The sequence below is a fragment of the Pedobacter lithocola genome, from assembly GCF_042650845.1.
Lineage (GTDB): Bacteria > Bacteroidota > Bacteroidia > Sphingobacteriales > Sphingobacteriaceae > Pedobacter > Pedobacter lithocola.
The window spans coordinates 725,685-744,166 of record NZ_JBHSBW010000007.1; the positions used below are offsets into that span (position 1 = coordinate 725,685).

Genomic DNA, 18,482 nt, shown 5'->3' on the forward strand with positions numbered 1-18,482 from the left:
TGATACGCCTGATTTATGACCGCAGTAGAGATTTTACAAAAATATTGGGGATACCCAGCTTTCCGACCGCTACAAGAAGATATCATCAACTCTGTTTTAGAGGGAAATGATAGTTTGGCACTTTTACCAACTGGCGGAGGTAAATCTGTTTGTTTTCAGGTACCTGCGCTTGTAAAGGATGGAATTTGCATTGTGGTTTCTCCTTTAATAGCCTTGATGAAAGACCAGATAGAAAATCTAAAATCAAGAGGAATTGAGGCTATTGCTATTTATGCCGGAATGGGTAAACGCGAAATCGATATTTTATTGGACAATTGCATTTATGGTAAAATAAAATTTCTGTATCTATCGCCAGAAAGGCTTTTATCTGATTTGGTTCGGGTTAGGATATCTTACATGAATGTTAATTTGATTGCAGTAGATGAGGCGCATTGCATCTCTCAATGGGGTTACGATTTCCGCCCTCCTTATCAACAGATTGCAAAATTACGGGAAATTCATCCGGATGTTCCCGTCTTAGCCTTAACTGCTACGGCAACTAATTTTGTTCGAAAAGATATTGTTGATAAACTGGAGATGAAAAATCCTCAGATTTTTGTGAAAAGTTTTGCTAGAGATAATTTAAGTTATGTTGTTTTTAATAAAGAAGATAAGTACAAAAAACTTACAGAAATTTGTAAAAATGTAAAAGGTACAGGATTGGTGTATGTTCGCAACCGTCGAGAAACTGCAGAGGTCGCTAACTTTTTAAATCGAAACCAAATTAAAGCCGATTTTTACCATGCTGGTTTAGAACGAGATGTTCGTTTCCAAAAACAAGAAGATTGGAAGTTGAACAAAACCCGCATTATGGTTGCTACAAATGCCTTTGGGATGGGGATTGATAAAGCCGACGTAAGAACTGTGGTACATTTAGATTTACCTGAAAGTTTAGAGGCTTATTATCAAGAGGCAGGCAGGGCCGGAAGAGATGAAAAGCGAAGTTATGCGGTGCTGCTGGCCAACAATTCTGATATTTTTAGTCTGGAATCCCGCTACATAGATAGTTTTCCAAATCCTGATGAAATCAGAAAAGTATATCATTACTTAGGCAACTATTTTCAATTGGCCTTTGGTGCAGGAGAAGGATTAACCTTTAATTTTGATATAGCTGACTTTTGCAAACGATTTAATATTAGTGTTTTAAAAACAATATCGGCTTTAAAATTTTTAGAGCATGATGGTTACATCACATTATCAGAAAGTGTTTTCCTGCCATCTAGAATGATATTTATAGCCAGTCATGAAGATATTTACCGGTTTCAGATTGAAAATAAGGCTTATGATGGGATTATTAAAACTATTTTACGGTCTCACGGTGGAGCTTTTGATGGATTCGTTAAAATTAATGAGGCCGATTTGGCTAAGAAAACAGGTTTATCGTACAAAGAAATTATCGCTTTGCTCAACAAATTGCAGTCTACAGAATTGCTTACCTACATCCAGCAAACCGACCAGCCGCAATTGCAATACATAAGGCCAAGGGTTGATATGGAACATTTTGATTTAGATGTAAAGTACCTAGAACTACGCAAAGAAATTTTATTAAAACAAGTTAATGCAGTAATTGCTTATGCATCTACAAATATTTGCAGAAGTATTCAATTGTTAAATTATTTTGATGAACACAATGCCTCAAAATGTGGTGTTTGTGATGTTTGCTTAGCCGAGAAACGAGCCGAAAATAAAACCCAAACAAACGATGAGATTGACTTCGAAATCATTTCTTTACTTCAACAGCAACCTTTAAGTTTGGATGATTTGGTAAGCAGTATTAAAAACGGTACTGAACATGAACGCATTGATGCCATTAGAGAATTATTAGATGCCAGCAAAATTAAAACTGATGGGAAGAAGTATTACATTTGATTTTAGATTTACGAATTACGATTTTAGATTATAATACAAAATATTAAAACTAAAGATATTTTAAGCCTCCGTATTCAACGTTAATCCATGATAGAAAAAAACAATAAGAAAACCATCCGCTCTTGGGCTTTCTTCGATTGGGCAAACTCGGCCTACAATTTGGTAATTACATCAACTATTTTCCCGGCTTATTACACCATTATTACCACTACAAAAGAACATGGCGATAAGGTTGAGTTTTTCGGAAGAACCTTTGTAAACACTTCGTTATCTAATTATGCCTTGTCTTTTGCTTATTTAATCATGGCTTTTGCATTGCCAATTTTATCATCAATTGCAGATAGAAGAGGCAATAAAAAATCATTCATGAAATTTTTTACCTACATGGGTGGTTTGGCATGTATGGCACTTTATTTCTTTAAGTTGGATACACTAGAAATGAGCATCATCTTTTTTGCATTGGCAGCAATGGGTTATATCGGGGGTGTGTTATTTAGTAATTCTTATCTACCAGAAATCGCTACTGAAGAACATCAAGATAGGGTAAGTGCACAAGGTTTTTCTTATGGCTATATCGGCTCGGTGGTATTGCAGTTAGTATGTTTCTTATTTGTATTAAAGCCAGAATGGTTCGGTATTGTTGATGCTTCATTCCCACCTAGATTATCATTTCTTTTAGTTGGTGTGTGGTGGATAGCTTTTTCGCAAATACCATTTTCAGTATTGCCTAATGGGAAACCTCAAATCGGCAAAGTAACAACCAATATTATAAAAGACGGATTTAGCGAATTGGCTAAAGTTTGGGAACAGTTAAAGCAAATTAAAAAACTAAAAGGATTTTTGCTGTCCTTCTTTTTCTATTCTATGGGTGTACAAACGATTATGTTGGCAGCGGCCGGCTTTGCAGAGAAAACATTAAAACTTGGTACAGCAAAGCTCATTGCTGTGATTTTAATCATCCAGTTGGTAGCAATTCCAGGTGCATTGTTGATGTCTTTCTTAGCGAAAAAATGGGGTAACGTTAATGTTCTAATGATGGTTGTAGTCATCTGGATTGGTTGCTGCGTTTACGGTTATAATATCACAAACGAATATCAATTTTATGCTTTGGCAGCAATTGTAGGTTTAATCATGGGTGGAATTCAATCTTTATCGCGTTCTACATACTCAAAATATTTACCGCAAAACACACCTGATTCTACTTCATTTTTCAGTTTTTATGATGTTACCGAAAAACTAGCTATTGTAATCGGGCTTTTCAGTTTTGCATACATTGAAGATTTAACAGGAAATATTCGTTTCTCTATTATCGCATTGGCATCATTTTTTATTGTTGGTTTAGTGTTTTTAGCACTATTGAAAAAAACAGAACGCAAAGAATTAGTAAAATTGTAAGTTTGTGCTCTGAAAAAAATTATGAAAGTAGAATTGTTTGTTCCCTGTTTTGTTGACCAGTTATATCCCGAAACCGCATTTAATACGTTAAGATTATTAGAAAAGTCAGGCTGTAAAGTAACCTACAATTCAAAACAAACCTGTTGCGGTCAGCCGGCTTACAACGCTGGTTATTGGGATGAAGCTAAAGAGGTTGGGACGAAATTCTTAAACGATTTTACAGAAAACACATACGTTGTTGCGCCATCAGCATCTTGTGTCGGGATGGTTAAAGGTGGTTTTAATGATTTGTTTACCAATACTATTGTTCATAATAAGTGCAGGAGTTTGCAATCAAATATCTGGGAGCTATCTGATTTTCTAATTAATGTAGCCAAGAAAGATTATTTCGGAGCTGAATTGGAAGGAAAAGCTGTTTACCACGATTCTTGCAGTGCTTTACGCGAATGCAAAATCAAAGATGAACCTCGTCAACTTCTATCAAAAGTACACGGTTTAGAAATGCTTGAAATGGAGGGTACCGATATGTGTTGTGGTTTCGGTGGAACATTCGCGGTAAAATTTGATGCCATTTCATCGGCCATGGCCGAACAAAAAGTTAATCATGCTTTGGCTCAAAAAGCTGATTATATCATATCGACAGATTTATCATGTCTGTTGCATCTTCAAGGTTATATCGATAAAAATAACTTGCCTATTAAAACAATGCACATAGCTGACGTTTTATGTAATGGTTGGTTGGAAAGTACAGAATATTAAAAATCAAACTCATTATGAATGTAAAAGAAGCATTACAATTGCTTTTTTTTATTACTTAAATCATTATTAATAGCTGTTTCTCATCAGGTTTAACATTTTTTAACAGGTTAAGCAATTTATGTGCGATACATTTGTTAAACCTTTATCCTAATTAAACATCTAAAATTAAATTCTGATGGTTTTAGACCATTAAGAAATAGCAAAAACTTAACAACAACATAATGAAAAAAATAATTTTCGCTTTATTAGGAGTAATGTCCATTGCATCAATGGCTAATGCGCAGAAAAAAACTTCCGGAGCAATTCAGTTTGAAACCACTATCGATCCTGCGGCTATGATGGCTGCAAGTGGAGTTAAAATTCCGGAGCAAATGGCTGCAAGAATGCCGTCAAGCAGCAAATCTAATTTCGAATTATTATTTAATGCAACTAACGCAAGTTACATGCCGGTTGAAGAAACAGAAGATAGCAACGGCGGAGGTGGCGGTGGCGGCATGGGTCGTATGATGAGAGGATTTGGTGGCGCTGGCGGTAATAGAGAATATTACTACACATTTGCAGATAAAAAATTAGTAGAAGTATTCGATTTAAGCGATACAACGTATGTAATGCAAAGTGGTTTAAAACTTAATGCAACCGCAGGCTTGGGCTTTGGTGGCGGAATGGGAAGAAATCAAAATGATACTACAAAGGCTAAAGCTGTTGCTCCGCCAGTAATAGAAGTGGTTAAAACAGATGCTACAAAGCAAATTTGTGGTCTTACTTGCAATGAAGCTATTGTAAAATCTACTAAAACGATGAAAATTTTAGATATGGATAGAAATGTTACTGAAGAAACTCATATTTGGTATACAAAAGAATTAGGTTTTGATTTTTCTCCAAATCCAAATATGTGGACTGAAGGTACCGTATTAGCTATCGAAGGTCGCGGTACAAGTACAATTGCTAAAAGTATCGAATATAGAAACGTTAGCACTAAAGATGTAACCGTACCAAAAAAAGCTACTCCAATTACTGAAGCTGAATATAAAATCAAAATGGAAAATATGATGAAACGCTTTAGAGGAAACGGCAATGGCAGACCAGGTGGTGCTGTTGTAGTGCGTGGTTTTGGCGGATAATTTTTTTTCAAAATAGTTATTAGGCCTGCTCATTAATTTGAGCAGGCTTTTTTTGGTTACTAAATCTTACTATGCAACATAAAAGTGATGATTTTTGTTGCCTTGCATAAAATGGTTATCATTGAAAATAATTTAATTTCTGCAGAGTGATTGAACAATCTACAAGCCACACACTTTTAAACACAAAAAAACACTTTGAAATTCTTGATGGTTTGAGAGGTGTGGCTGCAATAGCGGTGGTTATATATCATTTCATGGAAATTGCGATTCTAGATTATTCAAAAAATTTTATCGCTCACGGTTATCTCGCTGTAGATTTCTTTTTCTGCCTTTCTGGTTTTGTAATTGCTTATGCCTATGATTCAAGAGCTAAAGACATTGGCTTAAAACAATTCTTTAAGCTTCGGCTTATTCGTTTGCATCCATTAGTTATAATTGGTTCTATATTGGGTTTGCTAACTTTCCTATTCGATCCTTTCAGTAACTTGTACGCTGTTTATGGTTTTGGTAAAACTGCGCTGATATTTTTATCTTCAGTTTTTCTTATTCCATATCCTGTTGTAGAGGAGCGATTTTTTAACTTTTTTAATTTAAATGCGCCTAGCTGGTCGTTATTTTGGGAATATATTGCCAACATACTTTATATAGTTGTACTATATAAAATTGGGAAAAAGTATTTATGGATTTTGGTTTCAATCGCAGCTGCAATAATTATTTATGTTGCAATAAACTCGACTAATTTATCCGGTGGATGGGGTGGAGCTTCCTTTTGGGATGGTGGTGCACGGGTTTTTTACTCCTTTTTAGCAGGAATGTTGGTTTATCGTTCCAATTGGATTATCAAAAATAAATTGGGATTTTTAGGCATATCAATCTTATTGCTTATTGCATTTTTAATTCCTTATTCTAATGAGTCTAACTGGATAACTGAGCCAATAATAGTCTTAATTTATTTTCCATTATTGGTTGCGCTAGGTGCTGGTGCTAGTTTATCACCTTCGATTAAAAAATTATGCCAATTATCGGGAGAAATCTCATACCCATTGTATATGACGCATTATCCGTTCGTGTGGATTTTTCTCACCTATGTTATGACGATAAAGCCAGATATGAACATCTTAGTATGGATTATCCCTATTTCTGTTGTAGTACTTATCGCTATTGCATATTTAGTAATGGTAATGTTGGATATTCCGATACGGAAATACTTAAAAGAAAAGTGGCTTAAAACAAATCCATAACCTTCCAGGCCAATCTGCAGTAATCTATATCAGAGCTAAACTTGCATTTTAAGCTTAAAAACAGCATCTTTGCACAAAATAAAATCACTTTGTATGTGATTTAGAATTAACAAATTTTATAAACTACTCTAAAGTCCTTTTTAAGGCATTAGGAGTAAAATCATAGTTGTAGATGATTAATATTACTTTACCTGACGGCTCGGTTCGTCAGTATGAAAAGGGCACTTCTGCCCATCAAATTGCATTGTCAATTTCCGAAGGTTTAGCAAGAAACGTTTTAGCTGCCGAAGTTAATGGTCAGGTTTGGGATTCAACACGTCCGATAGAATCTGATTCGACGGTTAAATTGTTAACCTGGAATGATGCTGAAGGGAAATCAACTTTTTGGCATTCATCAGCCCATTTAATGGCCGAGGCTTTAGAAGCACTTTATCCGGGTACTAAATTTGGTATTGGTCCGGCGATTGAAACTGGTTTTTATTACGATGTTGATTTTGGCGATAGAGAATTTTCTTCGGATGATTTTAAAGCTATTGAAACCAAAATGGTTGAATTGGCCAAGCAAAAACAAACTTTTACACGTGAAAGTGTAAGCAAAGCTGATGCGATAAAATATTTTACAGAAAAAGGCGATGAGTACAAACTTGATTTAATAGATGGTTTGGAAGATGGAAAAATTACTTTCTACACGCAGGGAGCATTTACCGATTTATGCCGCGGACCACATATTCCGAATACAGGTTTTGTAAAAGCAGTAAAACTGATGAATGTTGCCGGCGCTTATTGGCGTGGCGATGAAACTAAAAAACAGTTGACTCGTATTTACGGCGTAACTTTTCCAAAAGCTAGTGAGTTGACAGAATATCTGTTAATGATAGAGGAAGCTAAAAAACGCGATCATAGAAAGTTAGGAAAAGAATTGGAACTGTTTATGTTCTCAGAAAAAGTTGGTGCAGGTTTACCAATGTGGTTGCCTAAAGGAACCGCTTTAAGAGAACGTTTGGTTAATTTTTTAACCAAAGCACAATCTAAATCAGGTTACGAACAGGTGGTAACACCTCACATTGGAAATAAAAATTTATATGTTACTTCAGGGCATTGGGATAAATATGGTAAAGATTCATTTCAGCCAATAAAAACCCCGCAAGAAGGAGAGGAGTTCTTTTTGAAACCGATGAACTGCCCGCACCACTGCGAAATGTATAAGTTTAAACCGCGCTCATATAAAGATCTTCCAGTACGTTTTGCAGAATTTGGTACCGTTTATCGTTACGAACAAAGTGGCGAATTGCATGGTTTAACTCGTGTACGTGGCTTTACGCAAGATGATGCACATTTGTTTTGCATGCCTGAGCAAGTTAAAGATGAGTTTAAAAAAGTTATAGACTTAGTGCTTTACGTATTTAAATCTTTAGGTTTTGATAATTATACTGCTCAAATTTCTCTAAGAGATCCGGATAATAAATCGAAATACATTGGTTCTGATGAAAACTGGAAATTGGCCGAAAGTGCAATCGTTGAAGCTGCAGCCGAAAAGGGTTTAAATACCGTTATAGAATATGGCGAAGCAGCTTTCTATGGACCTAAATTGGATTTTATGGTTAAAGATGCTTTAGGTAGAAAATGGCAGTTGGGTACCATTCAGGTTGATTATAACTTACCTGAACGCTTCGAATTGGAATATACCGGAAGTGATAATTTAAAACATCGCCCTGTAATGATTCACCGAGCTCCATTTGGTTCTTTGGAAAGATTTGTGGCAGTTTTAATCGAACATTGTGCAGGTAATTTCCCTTTATGGTTAAGTCCCGAACAATTTACAATTCTTCCTATTTCAGAAAAATATGAAGAATATGCAAAAAAAGTTTTAGATGAACTAAATAATTCCGATATTCGCGGGCTGATTGACTTTCGTGATGAGAAGATCGGACGAAAAATCCGTGATGCGGAAGTTAAAAAAATCCCTTACATGCTCATTATCGGTGATAAAGAGATGGCCGAAGGAAAAGTTTCGGTTCGTAAGCATGGTGAGGGAGATTTAGGTGAAATGACGTTGGAAGAATTCAACAATTTATTAATAAAAGAAATAACAGTTTAATTAAATAGTACACATTTGGCATTAGGAAGACCAGGATTTAACAGGGGACCACGTCCACCTTTTAAGAAAAAAGAAGCAGAGCATAACATTAATCAGTACATTAAATCGCCCGAGGTGCGTTTGGCTGGCGATAATGTTGAACCAGGGATTTATCCTTTGGCAAAAGCTTTGGCACTTGCTGATGAACTGGAATTAGATTTGGTAGAAATTTCTCCAAATGCTGTTCCTCCGGTTTGTAGAATTATTGATTATAGCAAGTTTGTTTACGAGCAGAAGAAAAAGCAGAAAGAGATTAAATCAAATGCTAAACAAACTGTAATAAAGGAGATTCGTTTTGGTCCTAATACCAACGACCACGATTTCCAATTTAAATTAAAACATGCAGTAAGCTTTTTAGAGAGCGGTGAGAAGGTTAGAGCTTATGTGCATTTTAAAGGTAGAGCAATTGTATACAAAGAGCAAGGTGAAATTTTGTTATTAAAATTCGCTCAAGCTTTGGAAGATGTAGGAAAAGTAGAGTTGCTACCTAAATTAGAAGGTAAACGCATGTTTCTTACAGTTGCGCCTAAAGTTGCAAAAAAATAAAAATAGGTTTATAAATTAAAAAACAGGTTATGCCAAAAATGAAAACCAATTCCAGTGCTAAAAAGCGTTTTTCGCTTACTGGAACAGGTAAAATCAAAAGAAACAACGCATACAAAAGTCACATCTTAACAAAGATGAGTACTAAACGTAAACGTGCGCTTGGAAACACTAGCATTGTAAGTGATGCAGATTCAGGTAACGTTAAACGTATGCTTTGCATCGGAAAGTAATTTATTAATTTCACCAGGTATCAGGCTTTAAGTTTCCGAATTAAACGGAACGCCGCTTGCCAAAAAACAACAACAACATGCCACGTTCGGTAAACGCAGTAGCTTCGAGAAGAAGAAGAAAGAAAATCCTTAATATGGCCAAAGGCTATTGGGGAGCTAGAAGTAAAGTTTATACTGTTGCTAAAAACACAGTAGAAAAAGGTTTGCAATATGCATACCGTGACCGTAAGGTTAAGAAAAGAGAATTCCGCGGATTATGGATCCAACGTATTAATGCAGGTGCTCGTCAGCATGGTATTTCTTACTCTCAATTAATCGGTAAATTAGCTTCAAAAGAAATCGGTTTAAACCGTAAAGTTTTAGCAGATTTAGCAATGAATCATCCTGAAGCTTTCAAAGCTGTAATTGATGCAGTAAAATAGAAATTTTCGCAAAAGCGATTAAACATATTTAAAAAAGTCCTGAAATTTTCAGGACTTTTTTATTTTCAGCAATTATTCATTTCTATGTCTATTTTGAAATTCGCTTTACTGTCATTACAGAGAAAGCATATAATTAATATTTGCTCTTTTTACATATCATACCTAGAGTTTAATTTTGTTACAACATGAAGGAAAAGACATTACTGGACTTAACCAAAGAGGAAATAGGTCAACTATTTCCGATTGAAATTAGGCCATATTGCACAAACTGGCCTACGTTATTTGAAGAGGAAAAAACCCTAATTATTAATAATATTGAATCAAATCTGTTTTCGCGAATAGAGCATTTTGGAAGCACATCTATACCCGGACTTTCAGCTAAAAATACGATAGATATTTTAATGGAAGTGGATTTTGACGATGTAAAGAATCAAAAACTTATCGATCAGATGATGGCTTTGGGTTACGAGTTTTATTGGCAACATGAGGGTGATTATCCACACATGGTATTTATTAAAGGCTATAATATCATAAATCCTAAAGAACAAACTTATCATATACATGCCGGACCTAAAAATCATTCCTTATGGGATAGGCTTCTTTTTAGAGATTATCTTATTAAGAATCCACAAACTGCAAAAGAATATGAGCAACTGAAGCTCCAATTATCCCAAAGTTTGAAAAATGATAGAATTGCATATCGCATTGCAAAAACGGAGTTTGTTAAAGAGGTAACAGATAACGCTAAACAGGAATTGCTTTAATTTTTATGCAATAGAAAGCCTAATAATTTTTAGAAGAAATATTATAGTTTTAGGGATATCGATTTCTTTATTAATTGCTTTATAAATATTAATCTTAAATTATTTTTTCAGATAATCCATTTTAAACTTGTTTAAATCTGGCTTGTGTTTCTTGGTTCTTTGCATTTCATATTCATAAATTGTTCTGCCCAAATTTTTCATAAAAGGATAACAAACCGTTTCGTATTCATATTTATTATCATTAAAAATCCCATCTTCATTACTTTGTATTACTGCAGTTAAAAAGTATTCAACTCCATTTTCGAAATCAACGAAATAAGAATTATCGATGATGAAACCATAACTGTCGCCATACTTATTAAAAATTCTGATACTCTTGTCAGGCTCTACATTTTTTTCTCTACCATAGTAAAGCATTTTTGCATAAGTTGGCCAGAAATCTTTTGGATCATATTTAGGATAATCACTTTCTGTTGGCAGCTTACTCATGTAAGTGTAAATCAATTTGTAATCTTCGGGAGTTAAATTGTATCGTTCACTAATTGGAAAAGCTTCATGGAAAATCAATTTTTTCATTAATTTTTGTTGGTCGTTAATGGCAAATGCATTTTTATTCTCCAAACTAAAGGGCTTGGCAACCAATTTATCTGCGCTATCTAAATATCCTTTGCCCATAACGGTGTTGGTTAGTACCAGGTTATATTCTTTTGGATCATATTGTGCGGGTTGCTGATATACCAATTTGTCACCATTGTAAAATTTAATTGGGTTTGTATGTTTTGCACTTTCACCTGCATCGCCAATCGCTAAACGATTTAAAATTCTGCTGTCGTTTAATCCATTCTTTTTCAATTTTGAATTTATTTCAGCACGACCAATAAATTCGTATAGTCTGTTAAATGCATCATTATCACTTGTAAGCAAAATCTTTTTGATGTAATGCTCGATTGATGGCAATCCATTTTTTGATGTAGAATCTTTAAAAACTTTTGTTTGACCTGTAAAAGAACTATCGGTAATCATTAAACTTTTTGAACTCAATCTAAAGTTTTTCAATCGGTTAACTTTCTCTAAAGCAAAAATTACCGCTGCAAGTTTAACCGTGCTAGCAGGGTAGAAATAGTTCTTCGGATTTAAATTATAACGATAGCTTTTAAAATGTGGTTTGTTTGCAGCATCCCGATTTACCTGCGTATATAAAATTTGTATTTCATTTTTCTGAGGATGATTCAACACAGTGTTAAACAATTCAGGCTTAGCTTCCATTAATTTTTTAAGAAAAACGGTATCAGGTTTTTGTGCCATTGCTGTTAAACTCATTGCAAAACAGATTGATGTAATAACTAATTTCATAACGAAGATTTGATTCTTAAAGTTAGCTTTTTGTATTACAAAAGCCATTTTTAAACAGCCATTTTACATCTTACTTTATTTTACTACTTTTGCAGCGCTTTTGGTTTCCGGCTTTACATCCGGAATTAAAAGGGAATGCAGTGTAATTCTGCAACTGTCCCGCAGCTGTAAGCTCCATAACGGTATTTCAATCTAAAGCCACTGTTTTTAATTAAACGGGAAGGCCGAAATCACTGGGAGTAAGTCAGAAGACCTGCCTTAGCGTATAATTTCATAGCTTTCGGGGATTGAAGCTAGGATTGAGGTACTTAACGATTTTCGTATTTTCATTTCCTTTCTAATCTGTTGGCTGTGGGCAAAACTCACAATCAAATGAACAAAAAAAGAATTTTAATTGCTGCAAGCCTGGGGTTTGTACAATTAACACTTAGCTATTCGGCTAAGGCGCAAGACAGTTTAAGGCTTAAAGATGTTGTAATTACAGCAACAAAAAACGACCAAAAACAATCTCAAACAGGTAAAGTTGTTACCATTATTGGCAGCGAAATTTTAGAAAGAAGTCACGGTAAATCTTTGCCTGATTTAATTAGCGAACAAGCAGGAATAATTGTTGCCGGTTCGAGTAGTAATCCTGGTTTAAATAAATCTGTATTTTTTCGTGGGGCAGGAAGCGCTTATGCTGTTGTTTTAATTGATGGCATTGTTCAAAACGATCCATCAGGAAATGGTGGGGCTTTTGATTTGCGTTTATTATCAATCGACCAAATAGACCGAATTGAGATTTTAAGAGGTGGGCAATCTACCATTTATGGTTCGGATGCCGTTGCTGGTGTAATTAACATCATTACAAAAAAGGGCGGACCAAAAGGTAATACTATTTACGGTGTTGCAAGTGCGGGGAGTTATGAAAGTTATAAAGGAACTATCGGCTTGAATGGTGGCGTTGAAGGTTTTAATTATAACATCAATTACACTCAAAATAAAACTGATGGTATTTCAGAAGCTGCTAATCCTGTTGGAAACAATGCAGAATTTGATAAAGATGGATTTAGAACCGGTGCTTTAAACGCAAATTTTGGGGTTAAGTTAGATGAGCATTTTTCTATTAATCCTTTTGTTCGATATTATTATGGTAATTACAGTTTTGATGGTGGTGCTTTTACCGATGCAGGAAATTATTCGATTTTGAAAAATGTAGCTGCAGGTACAAACGCAAAGTATGAATTTGAAACCGGTAAAATTACTTTGAATTACAGTTATGAAAGTACATCGAACGATGCGCATAGCTCGTTTCCTAGTTTTACTGAGGGTAAAGTGAACATCATCGATTTATTTTATAACCAAAAGTTAGGCAGCAAGTTGGATTTATTAGCCGGTATTGATAACCGAGTAATGAAACTCTCTGCCGCAGGTTCAACCCCGAAATCCAATATTTTTGCAGCTTATAGCTCTTTGTTTTTACACGATTTAAGTATTTTTAATTTAGAGGTTGGTGGTCGTTATAATAAGCATGAACAATATGGAGAAAATTATACCTATTCAATTACGCCAACAATAAACATCCTAAAAGAAATAAAATTGTTTGGTACCGTTTCCACTGCATTTAAAGTTCCAACTTTGAATATGCTTTTTGGACAATTCGGAGCAAATTTAGCTTTGAAACCAGAAAAATCTCAGAACTATGAAGCAGGAGTGAACTTCAGTTTTGTTGAAGATAGATTTTCATTACGTGTAGCTGGGTTCAAAAGAGATTTGAAAGATGCAATCATTTACGCTTTTCCGGCAGGTTATGTAAACCAGGTTAGTCAGAAGACCAAAGGATTTGAAGTTGAGCCTGCTGTAAAATTGGGTAAATTTAACATCAATGGATATTATGCTTATGTAGAGGGTAATGAATTTAACTTCGTTGATAATGCCATTGCAGATTATCTTTTCCGCAGACCAAAGCATACTTTTGGCGTAAATGCTGGTTTGCAAGCAACAGATAATTTATTTGTAAGTGCAAATTACCGTTATTTCGGTAATAGAACAGATGGTAATTTTGTAACCTATACTGTTGATACTTTACCTGCGTATAAATTATTGAGTGCCTATGTAGAATATGCTTTAGCCAAAAAACGTTTTAAAATATTTTTTGATGCTAAAAACGTGTTAAACGAAAAATACAATGAAATTATTGGCTACAACAGTTTAGGTTTCAACTTTAATACAGGTGTAACTTTTAATATCCGATAAGAAAATACTAAATTTGTAAATAAATAACCAAAATAAAATGTCTCATTTAAAATTCAACCCACGTACGTTAATATTGTTATTAATGATATTGGTTTTAACGGGTTTCCGCTTGCTGGTAACATTTAATTCTGATGAGTTACAATTTGCTAATTTTTCTTCTATCGGAGCTGTTGCTTTATTTGGTGGTGCTTATTTTAAAGATAACTTAAAAGCATTTTCATTTCCGTTGTTAAGCTTGTTTTTAAGTGATTTTGTGCTTTCTACAACCATTTTCAGTAAGTATAGCAGTGGTTTTTTGTACGAAGGTTGGTATTGGGTTTATGGTGCTTTTGCCCTAATGGTTTTAGTTGGACGATTAATGCTTAAAAACGTAAACGTTGTTAACCTATTGGCTTCAACGCTAACAATTGTTTTAATCCACTGGATAGTTACCGATTTCCCTATATGGTACGGCAATCCGGCATACGCTCAAAATTTAGCAGGCTTTTGGTTGGTGTTAGAAAAAGCAATTCCATTCGAAATTAGATTTTTAGAAGGAACAATTGTTTATGGAGCAATACTTTTCGGCGCTTTCGAAATTCTTAAAGCGAAATATCCGGTGCTTAAATTACAAACACAAAAAATTTAAGGTTAATATAAAACATATAAATCCTCTTTTGACTCAGATTCAAAAGGGGATTTTTTTTAAATTTATAATTTGCTGCTAATATAATTCATCAGCACTTTCTGAAATTGACGCTGGTTTTAAATCAGAATAATACACTAAAATCCATATTATGAGAATAGTTTCCTTTTTACCAGCTGCAACCAAGATGATTTATGATATGGGTTTGCAAGAATATCTTTACGGAGTAACTTTCGAATGCCCGAAAGAAGCAGCTGATATGCCGAAAGTGGTAAGGTGTATTTTGGAAGGAAAAAATTATTCGAGTATTGAAATTGATAAAATTTTTTCAGCTTCAAAAGCGCAAGGAAAGAGTTTATACTGGGTTGATGATGAATTATTGGAGAGCATATCACCAGACATTGTTTTTACACAAGATATTTGTGAGGTTTGTAACATAGATACGGTTTGTACAGAAACAGCCGTAATGAAACTGACAAAGCAACCAAAATTGGTTCCCTTATCTCCAAATAATTTACAAGATGTTTTTGAATGCGCCATAACAATAGCCAGGGCAATTGGAAAAGAAGAAGTAGCCTTAAATTATTTGGCTTCACTTCAAAAGCAAACAGATGATATTTTAGATAAGCTTCGGGCGAACAAAGCACCATTAAAACGCGTGATGTTAATGGAATGGATTGAACCGATTTACAATTGCGGACATTGGATACCTTTTCAAATTGCAGCTGCCGGAGGCGTAGATATGCTTTCAAACCCCGCTGGTGATTCAATTGTTACGCAATGGGATAAGGTGTTAAAGTACAATCCACAGGTCTTAGTAATTGCTCCATGTGGCTTTGATATAACCAGAAGTATGGAGGAAATGAGCTTGCTAACAAGCAAAAGCGGTTGGAACGATTTAGAAGCCGTTAAGAAAAATCAAGTTTATCTAGCTGATTTTGATATGTTTACACAGCCAAGCATTGGTACATTGGTTGATGGAATAACATCTTTATCTTGTATGTTTCATCCTGAAATCTTTGAAGCTGACGAAAGAATTAGTGCTAAGTTTTTAAATTATTCTAAAATTGAGGTTTTTAAGTGATGATGAAGTTGGTAGTTTTGACTGGTGCAGGCATAAGCGCAGAGAGTGGTTTAAAAACTTTTAGAGATTCTGACGGATTGTGGGAAGGCTACAATGTTTATGACGTTGCAACACCCGAAGCATGGGAAAGAAATCCAGAATTGGTGCAAGAATTTTACAATGAGCGGCGTAGGCAGGTTTTGGCTGCAAAACCAAATCGCGGCCATGAAATACTTGCTGAATTGGAAGCATACTTTGATGTTGAAATTATTACCCAAAACATAGATGATTTGCATGAAAGAGCAGGGTCTACCAAGGTTACGCACCTACATGGTGTTATTACAAGATCACAATCAGATATCAGAGTAGATGTAACCTATCCAATTGAGGGTACAGAAATAAAAATGGGTGAATTATGCGAATATGGTTCGCAATTAAGACCGCATGTAGTTTGGTTTGGCGAAGCAGTACCAATGATTGAAGTTGCTGCAAGAATTTGTAGCTCAGCCGATATTTTTGTGCTTATTGGTACTTCTTTGGCTGTTTATCCAGCCGCCGGACTTATCGATTTTATACCGGTTTCAACCCCAAAATATATTATCGATCCAGTTACACCAAATGTTAAACGTTACCAAAATATTATCTCAATAGAAAAACAGGCCGTATCTGGCGTGGCAGAACTAAAAGACATTTTATTGAATGGAAGATAAAAAACTTTGTATTTTCAATTGGAGTGGCGGTAAAGATAGTACGCTTGCACTTCATTATATGATGCAAGATAGCTCAATAGAAATTAAATACTTAGTTACAACTGTTACAGAAAAGTTTAATAGGGTTTCTATGCATGGCGTTCGAGAGGCGCTCCTCATAACACAGGCAGCAAGTATCGGCATACCTTTGTATCAAATCAGGCTTCCTGAAATGCCTGATATGGAAACCTATGACGACGTTATGAAGCAGCATTTGATACATTTCAAGCAAGAAGGCATAACACACTCTGTTTTCGGTGATATATTTTTGGAAGATTTGAGAACCTATAGAGAACAACAACTAAATGAGGTTGGTTTAAAAGCAATATTTCCGCTGTGGGGACAGGATACGACTAAACTTATCACAGAATTCTTAAAGTTGAACTATAAAACCATCATTGTTTGTGCCCAACAGAATCTTCAATCAATATGTGGAGAAATTATTAATCCTAAATTAATCAGCGAGTTACCTTCGGATATTGACCCCTGTGGGGAAAATGGAGAGTTTCATACATTTGCCTACGAAGGACCAATTTTTGCCAAAAAGATAGATTTTGAACTCGGAGAGAAGGTATTTAGAACCTATAACAATCCATTAGCAAATAATTCTGAAGATACAGAAAAGATGGGTGAAGAGCAGTTAGGATTCTGGTTTGCAGACTTAATCTAAATTTTTTTATACGCTAAAACATTTTGGCATCATTTTTTCTTATGTGTTGGTAATTAACTAAATTATACATCACAAATGAAACATCTTAGTTAGTTAGGTAATTAAGATAGAGTAATCAAAAATTAAACATTATGAAAAAGATATTAGTTGTATTAGCATTAAGCTCGGTTATGTTTGCTTGTAACAATAAAGCAAAAGAAGAAGCAGCACTTAAACAAAAAGAAGCTGAAAAGCAATTGGCTGTTAAAGCTGTTAAAGATAGCTTACGTTTAGATAGCTTTAAAAAAGTAGAAGTTGCTAAAAAAGAACAAGCTGAAGAAGCTCAGCGTCAAGCTGAATTAGCAGCAGCACGTAAAGCTGGAGCAAGATCATCGAGATCTTACGCTGCAAGTTCTGGGGGTAGCAGTTCAAGTTCTTATGGAGGTACACAACCAACAGCTAAAAAAACTGGTTGGAGTGATGCAGCTAAGGGTACAGTAATTGGTGGTGCAGCTGGTGCAGTTGGTGGTGCTTTAATCGACAAGAAAAAAGGTAGAGGAGCAGTTATCGGTGGATTAGTTGGTGCTGGTGGTGGTTATTTAATCGGTAGAGGCGAAGACAGAAAATCTGGTCGCGTGCAACCAAAAAATTAATACCTTACATATTTATTAAAAAAGCGTCCCGATATAAAATCGGGACGCTTTTTTTGTGTCTCATAAATTCCTTTTATATTAGTTAAAAAAAATCATGACCGAAAGCAGTATAATAGAACCAGGCCAAGTACAACATTTTGTAATGTTCTGGTTAAAGCCCCAATTAACCAAAGCTGAGATAGCAGACTTTACAGGTTTCTTTGAAGCACTGAAACCAATAAAATTTATTAAGACACTTAATTATGGTTTAGCTGCAGCAACACCAATTCGCCCGGTAACTGATAACTCTTTTACCTATGCGCTCACAATTACCTTTGCTAACATAGAAGATCATAATGCTTATCAAGAAGATAAAACGCACTTAGATGCTGTAGAAAAATATTCCAAAAACTGGTATAGAGTTGTTGTTCATGATATTGTTGTATCCAGTACGAAAGGTTAAAAATTACCACTTTTCGTTTCTTTAAATAAAACCCTTTAGCAAAAAAAGCTAAAGGGTTTTATTTTTGTTGAAAAGGTTTATATACTTAAACCCCCCATTTATTTGGCGTTTAAAACCCACAAAATTATATACTGTTTTTATTAATATTAATTTGTTATTCAGTTAGTTATAAATCAATACATAATATTTT

At 34.8% G+C, this 18,482-nt stretch carries 18 protein-coding genes and 1 riboswitch; of the genes, 17 read left to right on the forward strand and 1 reads right to left on the reverse strand.

Annotated elements, in window-relative coordinates:
• Positions 1 to 15: 15 nt before the first annotated feature.
• From ACFOWA_RS05430 to ACFOWA_RS05475, 10 genes are all read left to right on the forward strand, one after another.
• Positions 16 to 1,908 (forward strand): RecQ family ATP-dependent DNA helicase, encoded by a 1,893-nt coding sequence (locus ACFOWA_RS05430; RefSeq protein ID WP_378982538.1) that lies wholly within the window; start codon positions 16 to 18, stop codon positions 1,906 to 1,908.
• Positions 1,909 to 1,995: 87 nt separating this feature from the next.
• Complete coding sequence (locus tag ACFOWA_RS05435) at positions 1,996 to 3,303, forward strand: MFS transporter (RefSeq protein WP_378982540.1); 1,308 nt, start codon at positions 1,996 to 1,998, stop codon at positions 3,301 to 3,303.
• Between the two features lie 21 nt (positions 3,304 to 3,324).
• Positions 3,325 to 4,062 (forward strand): (Fe-S)-binding protein, encoded by a 738-nt coding sequence (locus ACFOWA_RS05440; protein WP_378982542.1) that lies wholly within the window; start codon positions 3,325 to 3,327, stop codon positions 4,060 to 4,062.
• A 221-nt stretch (positions 4,063 to 4,283) separates the two neighbouring features.
• On the forward strand, positions 4,284 to 5,183 hold the full coding sequence (locus ACFOWA_RS05445) for a hypothetical protein (protein WP_378982544.1): 900 nt from the start codon (positions 4,284 to 4,286) through the stop codon (positions 5,181 to 5,183).
• 146 nt (positions 5,184 to 5,329) lie between these two features.
• The gene (locus ACFOWA_RS05450) at positions 5,330 to 6,424 is read left to right on the forward strand and encodes an acyltransferase family protein (protein WP_378982546.1); all 1,095 of its coding nucleotides are present in this window, start codon (positions 5,330 to 5,332) and stop codon (positions 6,422 to 6,424) included.
• 172 nt (positions 6,425 to 6,596) lie between these two features.
• Positions 6,597 to 8,522, forward strand: a complete 1,926-nt coding sequence (gene thrS / locus ACFOWA_RS05455) for a threonine--tRNA ligase (protein ID WP_378982548.1) — start codon at positions 6,597 to 6,599, stop codon at positions 8,520 to 8,522.
• Positions 8,523 to 8,537: 15 nt separating this feature from the next.
• The gene (gene infC, locus ACFOWA_RS05460; RefSeq protein ID WP_123206119.1) at positions 8,538 to 9,107 is read left to right on the forward strand and encodes a translation initiation factor IF-3; all 570 of its coding nucleotides are present in this window, start codon (positions 8,538 to 8,540) and stop codon (positions 9,105 to 9,107) included.
• A gap of 29 nt (positions 9,108 to 9,136) precedes the next feature.
• Positions 9,137 to 9,337: a 50S ribosomal protein L35 gene (gene rpmI, locus ACFOWA_RS05465; protein ID WP_123206120.1), complete on the forward strand. Its 201-nt coding sequence runs from the start codon at positions 9,137 to 9,139 to the stop codon at positions 9,335 to 9,337.
• A 77-nt stretch (positions 9,338 to 9,414) separates the two neighbouring features.
• On the forward strand, positions 9,415 to 9,759 hold the full coding sequence (rplT, locus tag ACFOWA_RS05470) for a 50S ribosomal protein L20 (protein ID WP_123206121.1): 345 nt from the start codon (positions 9,415 to 9,417) through the stop codon (positions 9,757 to 9,759).
• 185 nt (positions 9,760 to 9,944) lie between these two features.
• The gene (locus tag ACFOWA_RS05475; protein WP_378982550.1) at positions 9,945 to 10,523 is read left to right on the forward strand and encodes a GrpB family protein; all 579 of its coding nucleotides are present in this window, start codon (positions 9,945 to 9,947) and stop codon (positions 10,521 to 10,523) included.
• A 99-nt stretch (positions 10,524 to 10,622) separates the two neighbouring features.
• Here the strand turns inward: ACFOWA_RS05475 and ACFOWA_RS05480 are convergent, their stop codons facing one another.
• Positions 10,623 to 11,876, reverse strand: coding sequence for a serine hydrolase (locus tag ACFOWA_RS05480; RefSeq protein ID WP_378982552.1), 1,254 nt, complete (start codon positions 11,874 to 11,876; stop codon positions 10,623 to 10,625).
• An 84-nt stretch (positions 11,877 to 11,960) separates the two neighbouring features.
• Positions 11,961 to 12,151, forward strand: a riboswitch (cobalamin riboswitch).
• 97 nt (positions 12,152 to 12,248) lie between these two features.
• Between ACFOWA_RS05480 and ACFOWA_RS05485 the strand changes: the two genes are divergently transcribed.
• The 7 genes from ACFOWA_RS05485 to ACFOWA_RS05515 all read left to right on the forward strand — a co-directional run bounded on the left by ACFOWA_RS05485 (position 12,249) and on the right by ACFOWA_RS05515 (position 18,292).
• Positions 12,249 to 14,111, forward strand: a complete 1,863-nt coding sequence (locus tag ACFOWA_RS05485; protein WP_378982554.1) for a TonB-dependent receptor plug domain-containing protein — start codon at positions 12,249 to 12,251, stop codon at positions 14,109 to 14,111.
• A 37-nt stretch (positions 14,112 to 14,148) separates the two neighbouring features.
• Complete coding sequence (locus ACFOWA_RS05490; RefSeq protein ID WP_378982556.1) at positions 14,149 to 14,739, forward strand: DUF6580 family putative transport protein; 591 nt, start codon at positions 14,149 to 14,151, stop codon at positions 14,737 to 14,739.
• Between the two features lie 148 nt (positions 14,740 to 14,887).
• Positions 14,888 to 15,820 carry an ABC transporter substrate-binding protein gene (locus tag ACFOWA_RS05495; RefSeq protein ID WP_378982557.1) on the forward strand — a complete coding sequence of 311 codons (933 nt, stop codon included), beginning with the start codon at positions 14,888 to 14,890 and terminating at the stop codon, positions 15,818 to 15,820.
• Positions 15,820 to 16,509, forward strand: a complete 690-nt coding sequence (locus ACFOWA_RS05500) for an SIR2 family NAD-dependent protein deacylase (RefSeq protein ID WP_378982559.1) — start codon at positions 15,820 to 15,822, stop codon at positions 16,507 to 16,509. Before ACFOWA_RS05495 ends, ACFOWA_RS05500 begins: the two co-directional genes overlap by 1 nt.
• Positions 16,499 to 17,218, forward strand: coding sequence for a Dph6-related ATP pyrophosphatase (locus tag ACFOWA_RS05505; protein WP_378982560.1), 720 nt, complete (start codon positions 16,499 to 16,501; stop codon positions 17,216 to 17,218). Before ACFOWA_RS05500 ends, ACFOWA_RS05505 begins: the two co-directional genes overlap by 11 nt.
• Before the next feature lie 131 nt (positions 17,219 to 17,349).
• Positions 17,350 to 17,850 carry a YMGG-like glycine zipper-containing protein gene (locus ACFOWA_RS05510; protein ID WP_378982562.1) on the forward strand — a complete coding sequence of 167 codons (501 nt, stop codon included), beginning with the start codon at positions 17,350 to 17,352 and terminating at the stop codon, positions 17,848 to 17,850.
• A 94-nt stretch (positions 17,851 to 17,944) separates the two neighbouring features.
• Positions 17,945 to 18,292, forward strand: a complete 348-nt coding sequence (locus ACFOWA_RS05515) for a Dabb family protein (RefSeq protein WP_378982564.1) — start codon at positions 17,945 to 17,947, stop codon at positions 18,290 to 18,292.
• Positions 18,293 to 18,482 lie beyond the last annotated feature (190 nt).

What these genes read in the sequence shown, in the direction of transcription:
- ACFOWA_RS05440 (WP_378982542.1), top strand. Translation starts at nt 3,325, where the DNA reads ATGAAAGTAGAATTGTTTGTTCCCTGTTTTGTTGACCAGTTATATCCC.
- rpmI (WP_123206120.1), top strand. Translation starts at nt 9,137, where the DNA reads ATGCCAAAAATGAAAACCAATTCCAGTGCTAAAAAGCGTTTTTCGCTT.
- thrS (WP_378982548.1), top strand. Translation starts at nt 6,597, where the DNA reads ATGATTAATATTACTTTACCTGACGGCTCGGTTCGTCAGTATGAAAAG.
- ACFOWA_RS05505 (WP_378982560.1), top strand. Translation starts at nt 16,499, where the DNA reads ATGGAAGATAAAAAACTTTGTATTTTCAATTGGAGTGGCGGTAAAGAT.
- ACFOWA_RS05445 (WP_378982544.1), top strand. Translation starts at nt 4,284, where the DNA reads ATGAAAAAAATAATTTTCGCTTTATTAGGAGTAATGTCCATTGCATCA.
- ACFOWA_RS05490 (WP_378982556.1), top strand. Translation starts at nt 14,149, where the DNA reads ATGTCTCATTTAAAATTCAACCCACGTACGTTAATATTGTTATTAATG.
- ACFOWA_RS05430 (WP_378982538.1), top strand. Translation starts at nt 16, where the DNA reads ATGACCGCAGTAGAGATTTTACAAAAATATTGGGGATACCCAGCTTTC.
- ACFOWA_RS05475 (WP_378982550.1), top strand. Translation starts at nt 9,945, where the DNA reads ATGAAGGAAAAGACATTACTGGACTTAACCAAAGAGGAAATAGGTCAA.
- rplT (WP_123206121.1), top strand. Translation starts at nt 9,415, where the DNA reads ATGCCACGTTCGGTAAACGCAGTAGCTTCGAGAAGAAGAAGAAAGAAA.
- ACFOWA_RS05515 (WP_378982564.1), top strand. Translation starts at nt 17,945, where the DNA reads ATGACCGAAAGCAGTATAATAGAACCAGGCCAAGTACAACATTTTGTA.
- ACFOWA_RS05485 (WP_378982554.1), top strand. Translation starts at nt 12,249, where the DNA reads ATGAACAAAAAAAGAATTTTAATTGCTGCAAGCCTGGGGTTTGTACAA.
- ACFOWA_RS05435 (WP_378982540.1), top strand. Translation starts at nt 1,996, where the DNA reads ATGATAGAAAAAAACAATAAGAAAACCATCCGCTCTTGGGCTTTCTTC.
- ACFOWA_RS05500 (WP_378982559.1), top strand. Translation starts at nt 15,820, where the DNA reads ATGATGAAGTTGGTAGTTTTGACTGGTGCAGGCATAAGCGCAGAGAGT.
- ACFOWA_RS05480 (WP_378982552.1), bottom strand. Translation starts at nt 11,876, where the DNA reads ATGAAATTAGTTATTACATCAATCTGTTTTGCAATGAGTTTAACAGCA.
- ACFOWA_RS05510 (WP_378982562.1), top strand. Translation starts at nt 17,350, where the DNA reads ATGAAAAAGATATTAGTTGTATTAGCATTAAGCTCGGTTATGTTTGCT.
- ACFOWA_RS05495 (WP_378982557.1), top strand. Translation starts at nt 14,888, where the DNA reads ATGAGAATAGTTTCCTTTTTACCAGCTGCAACCAAGATGATTTATGAT.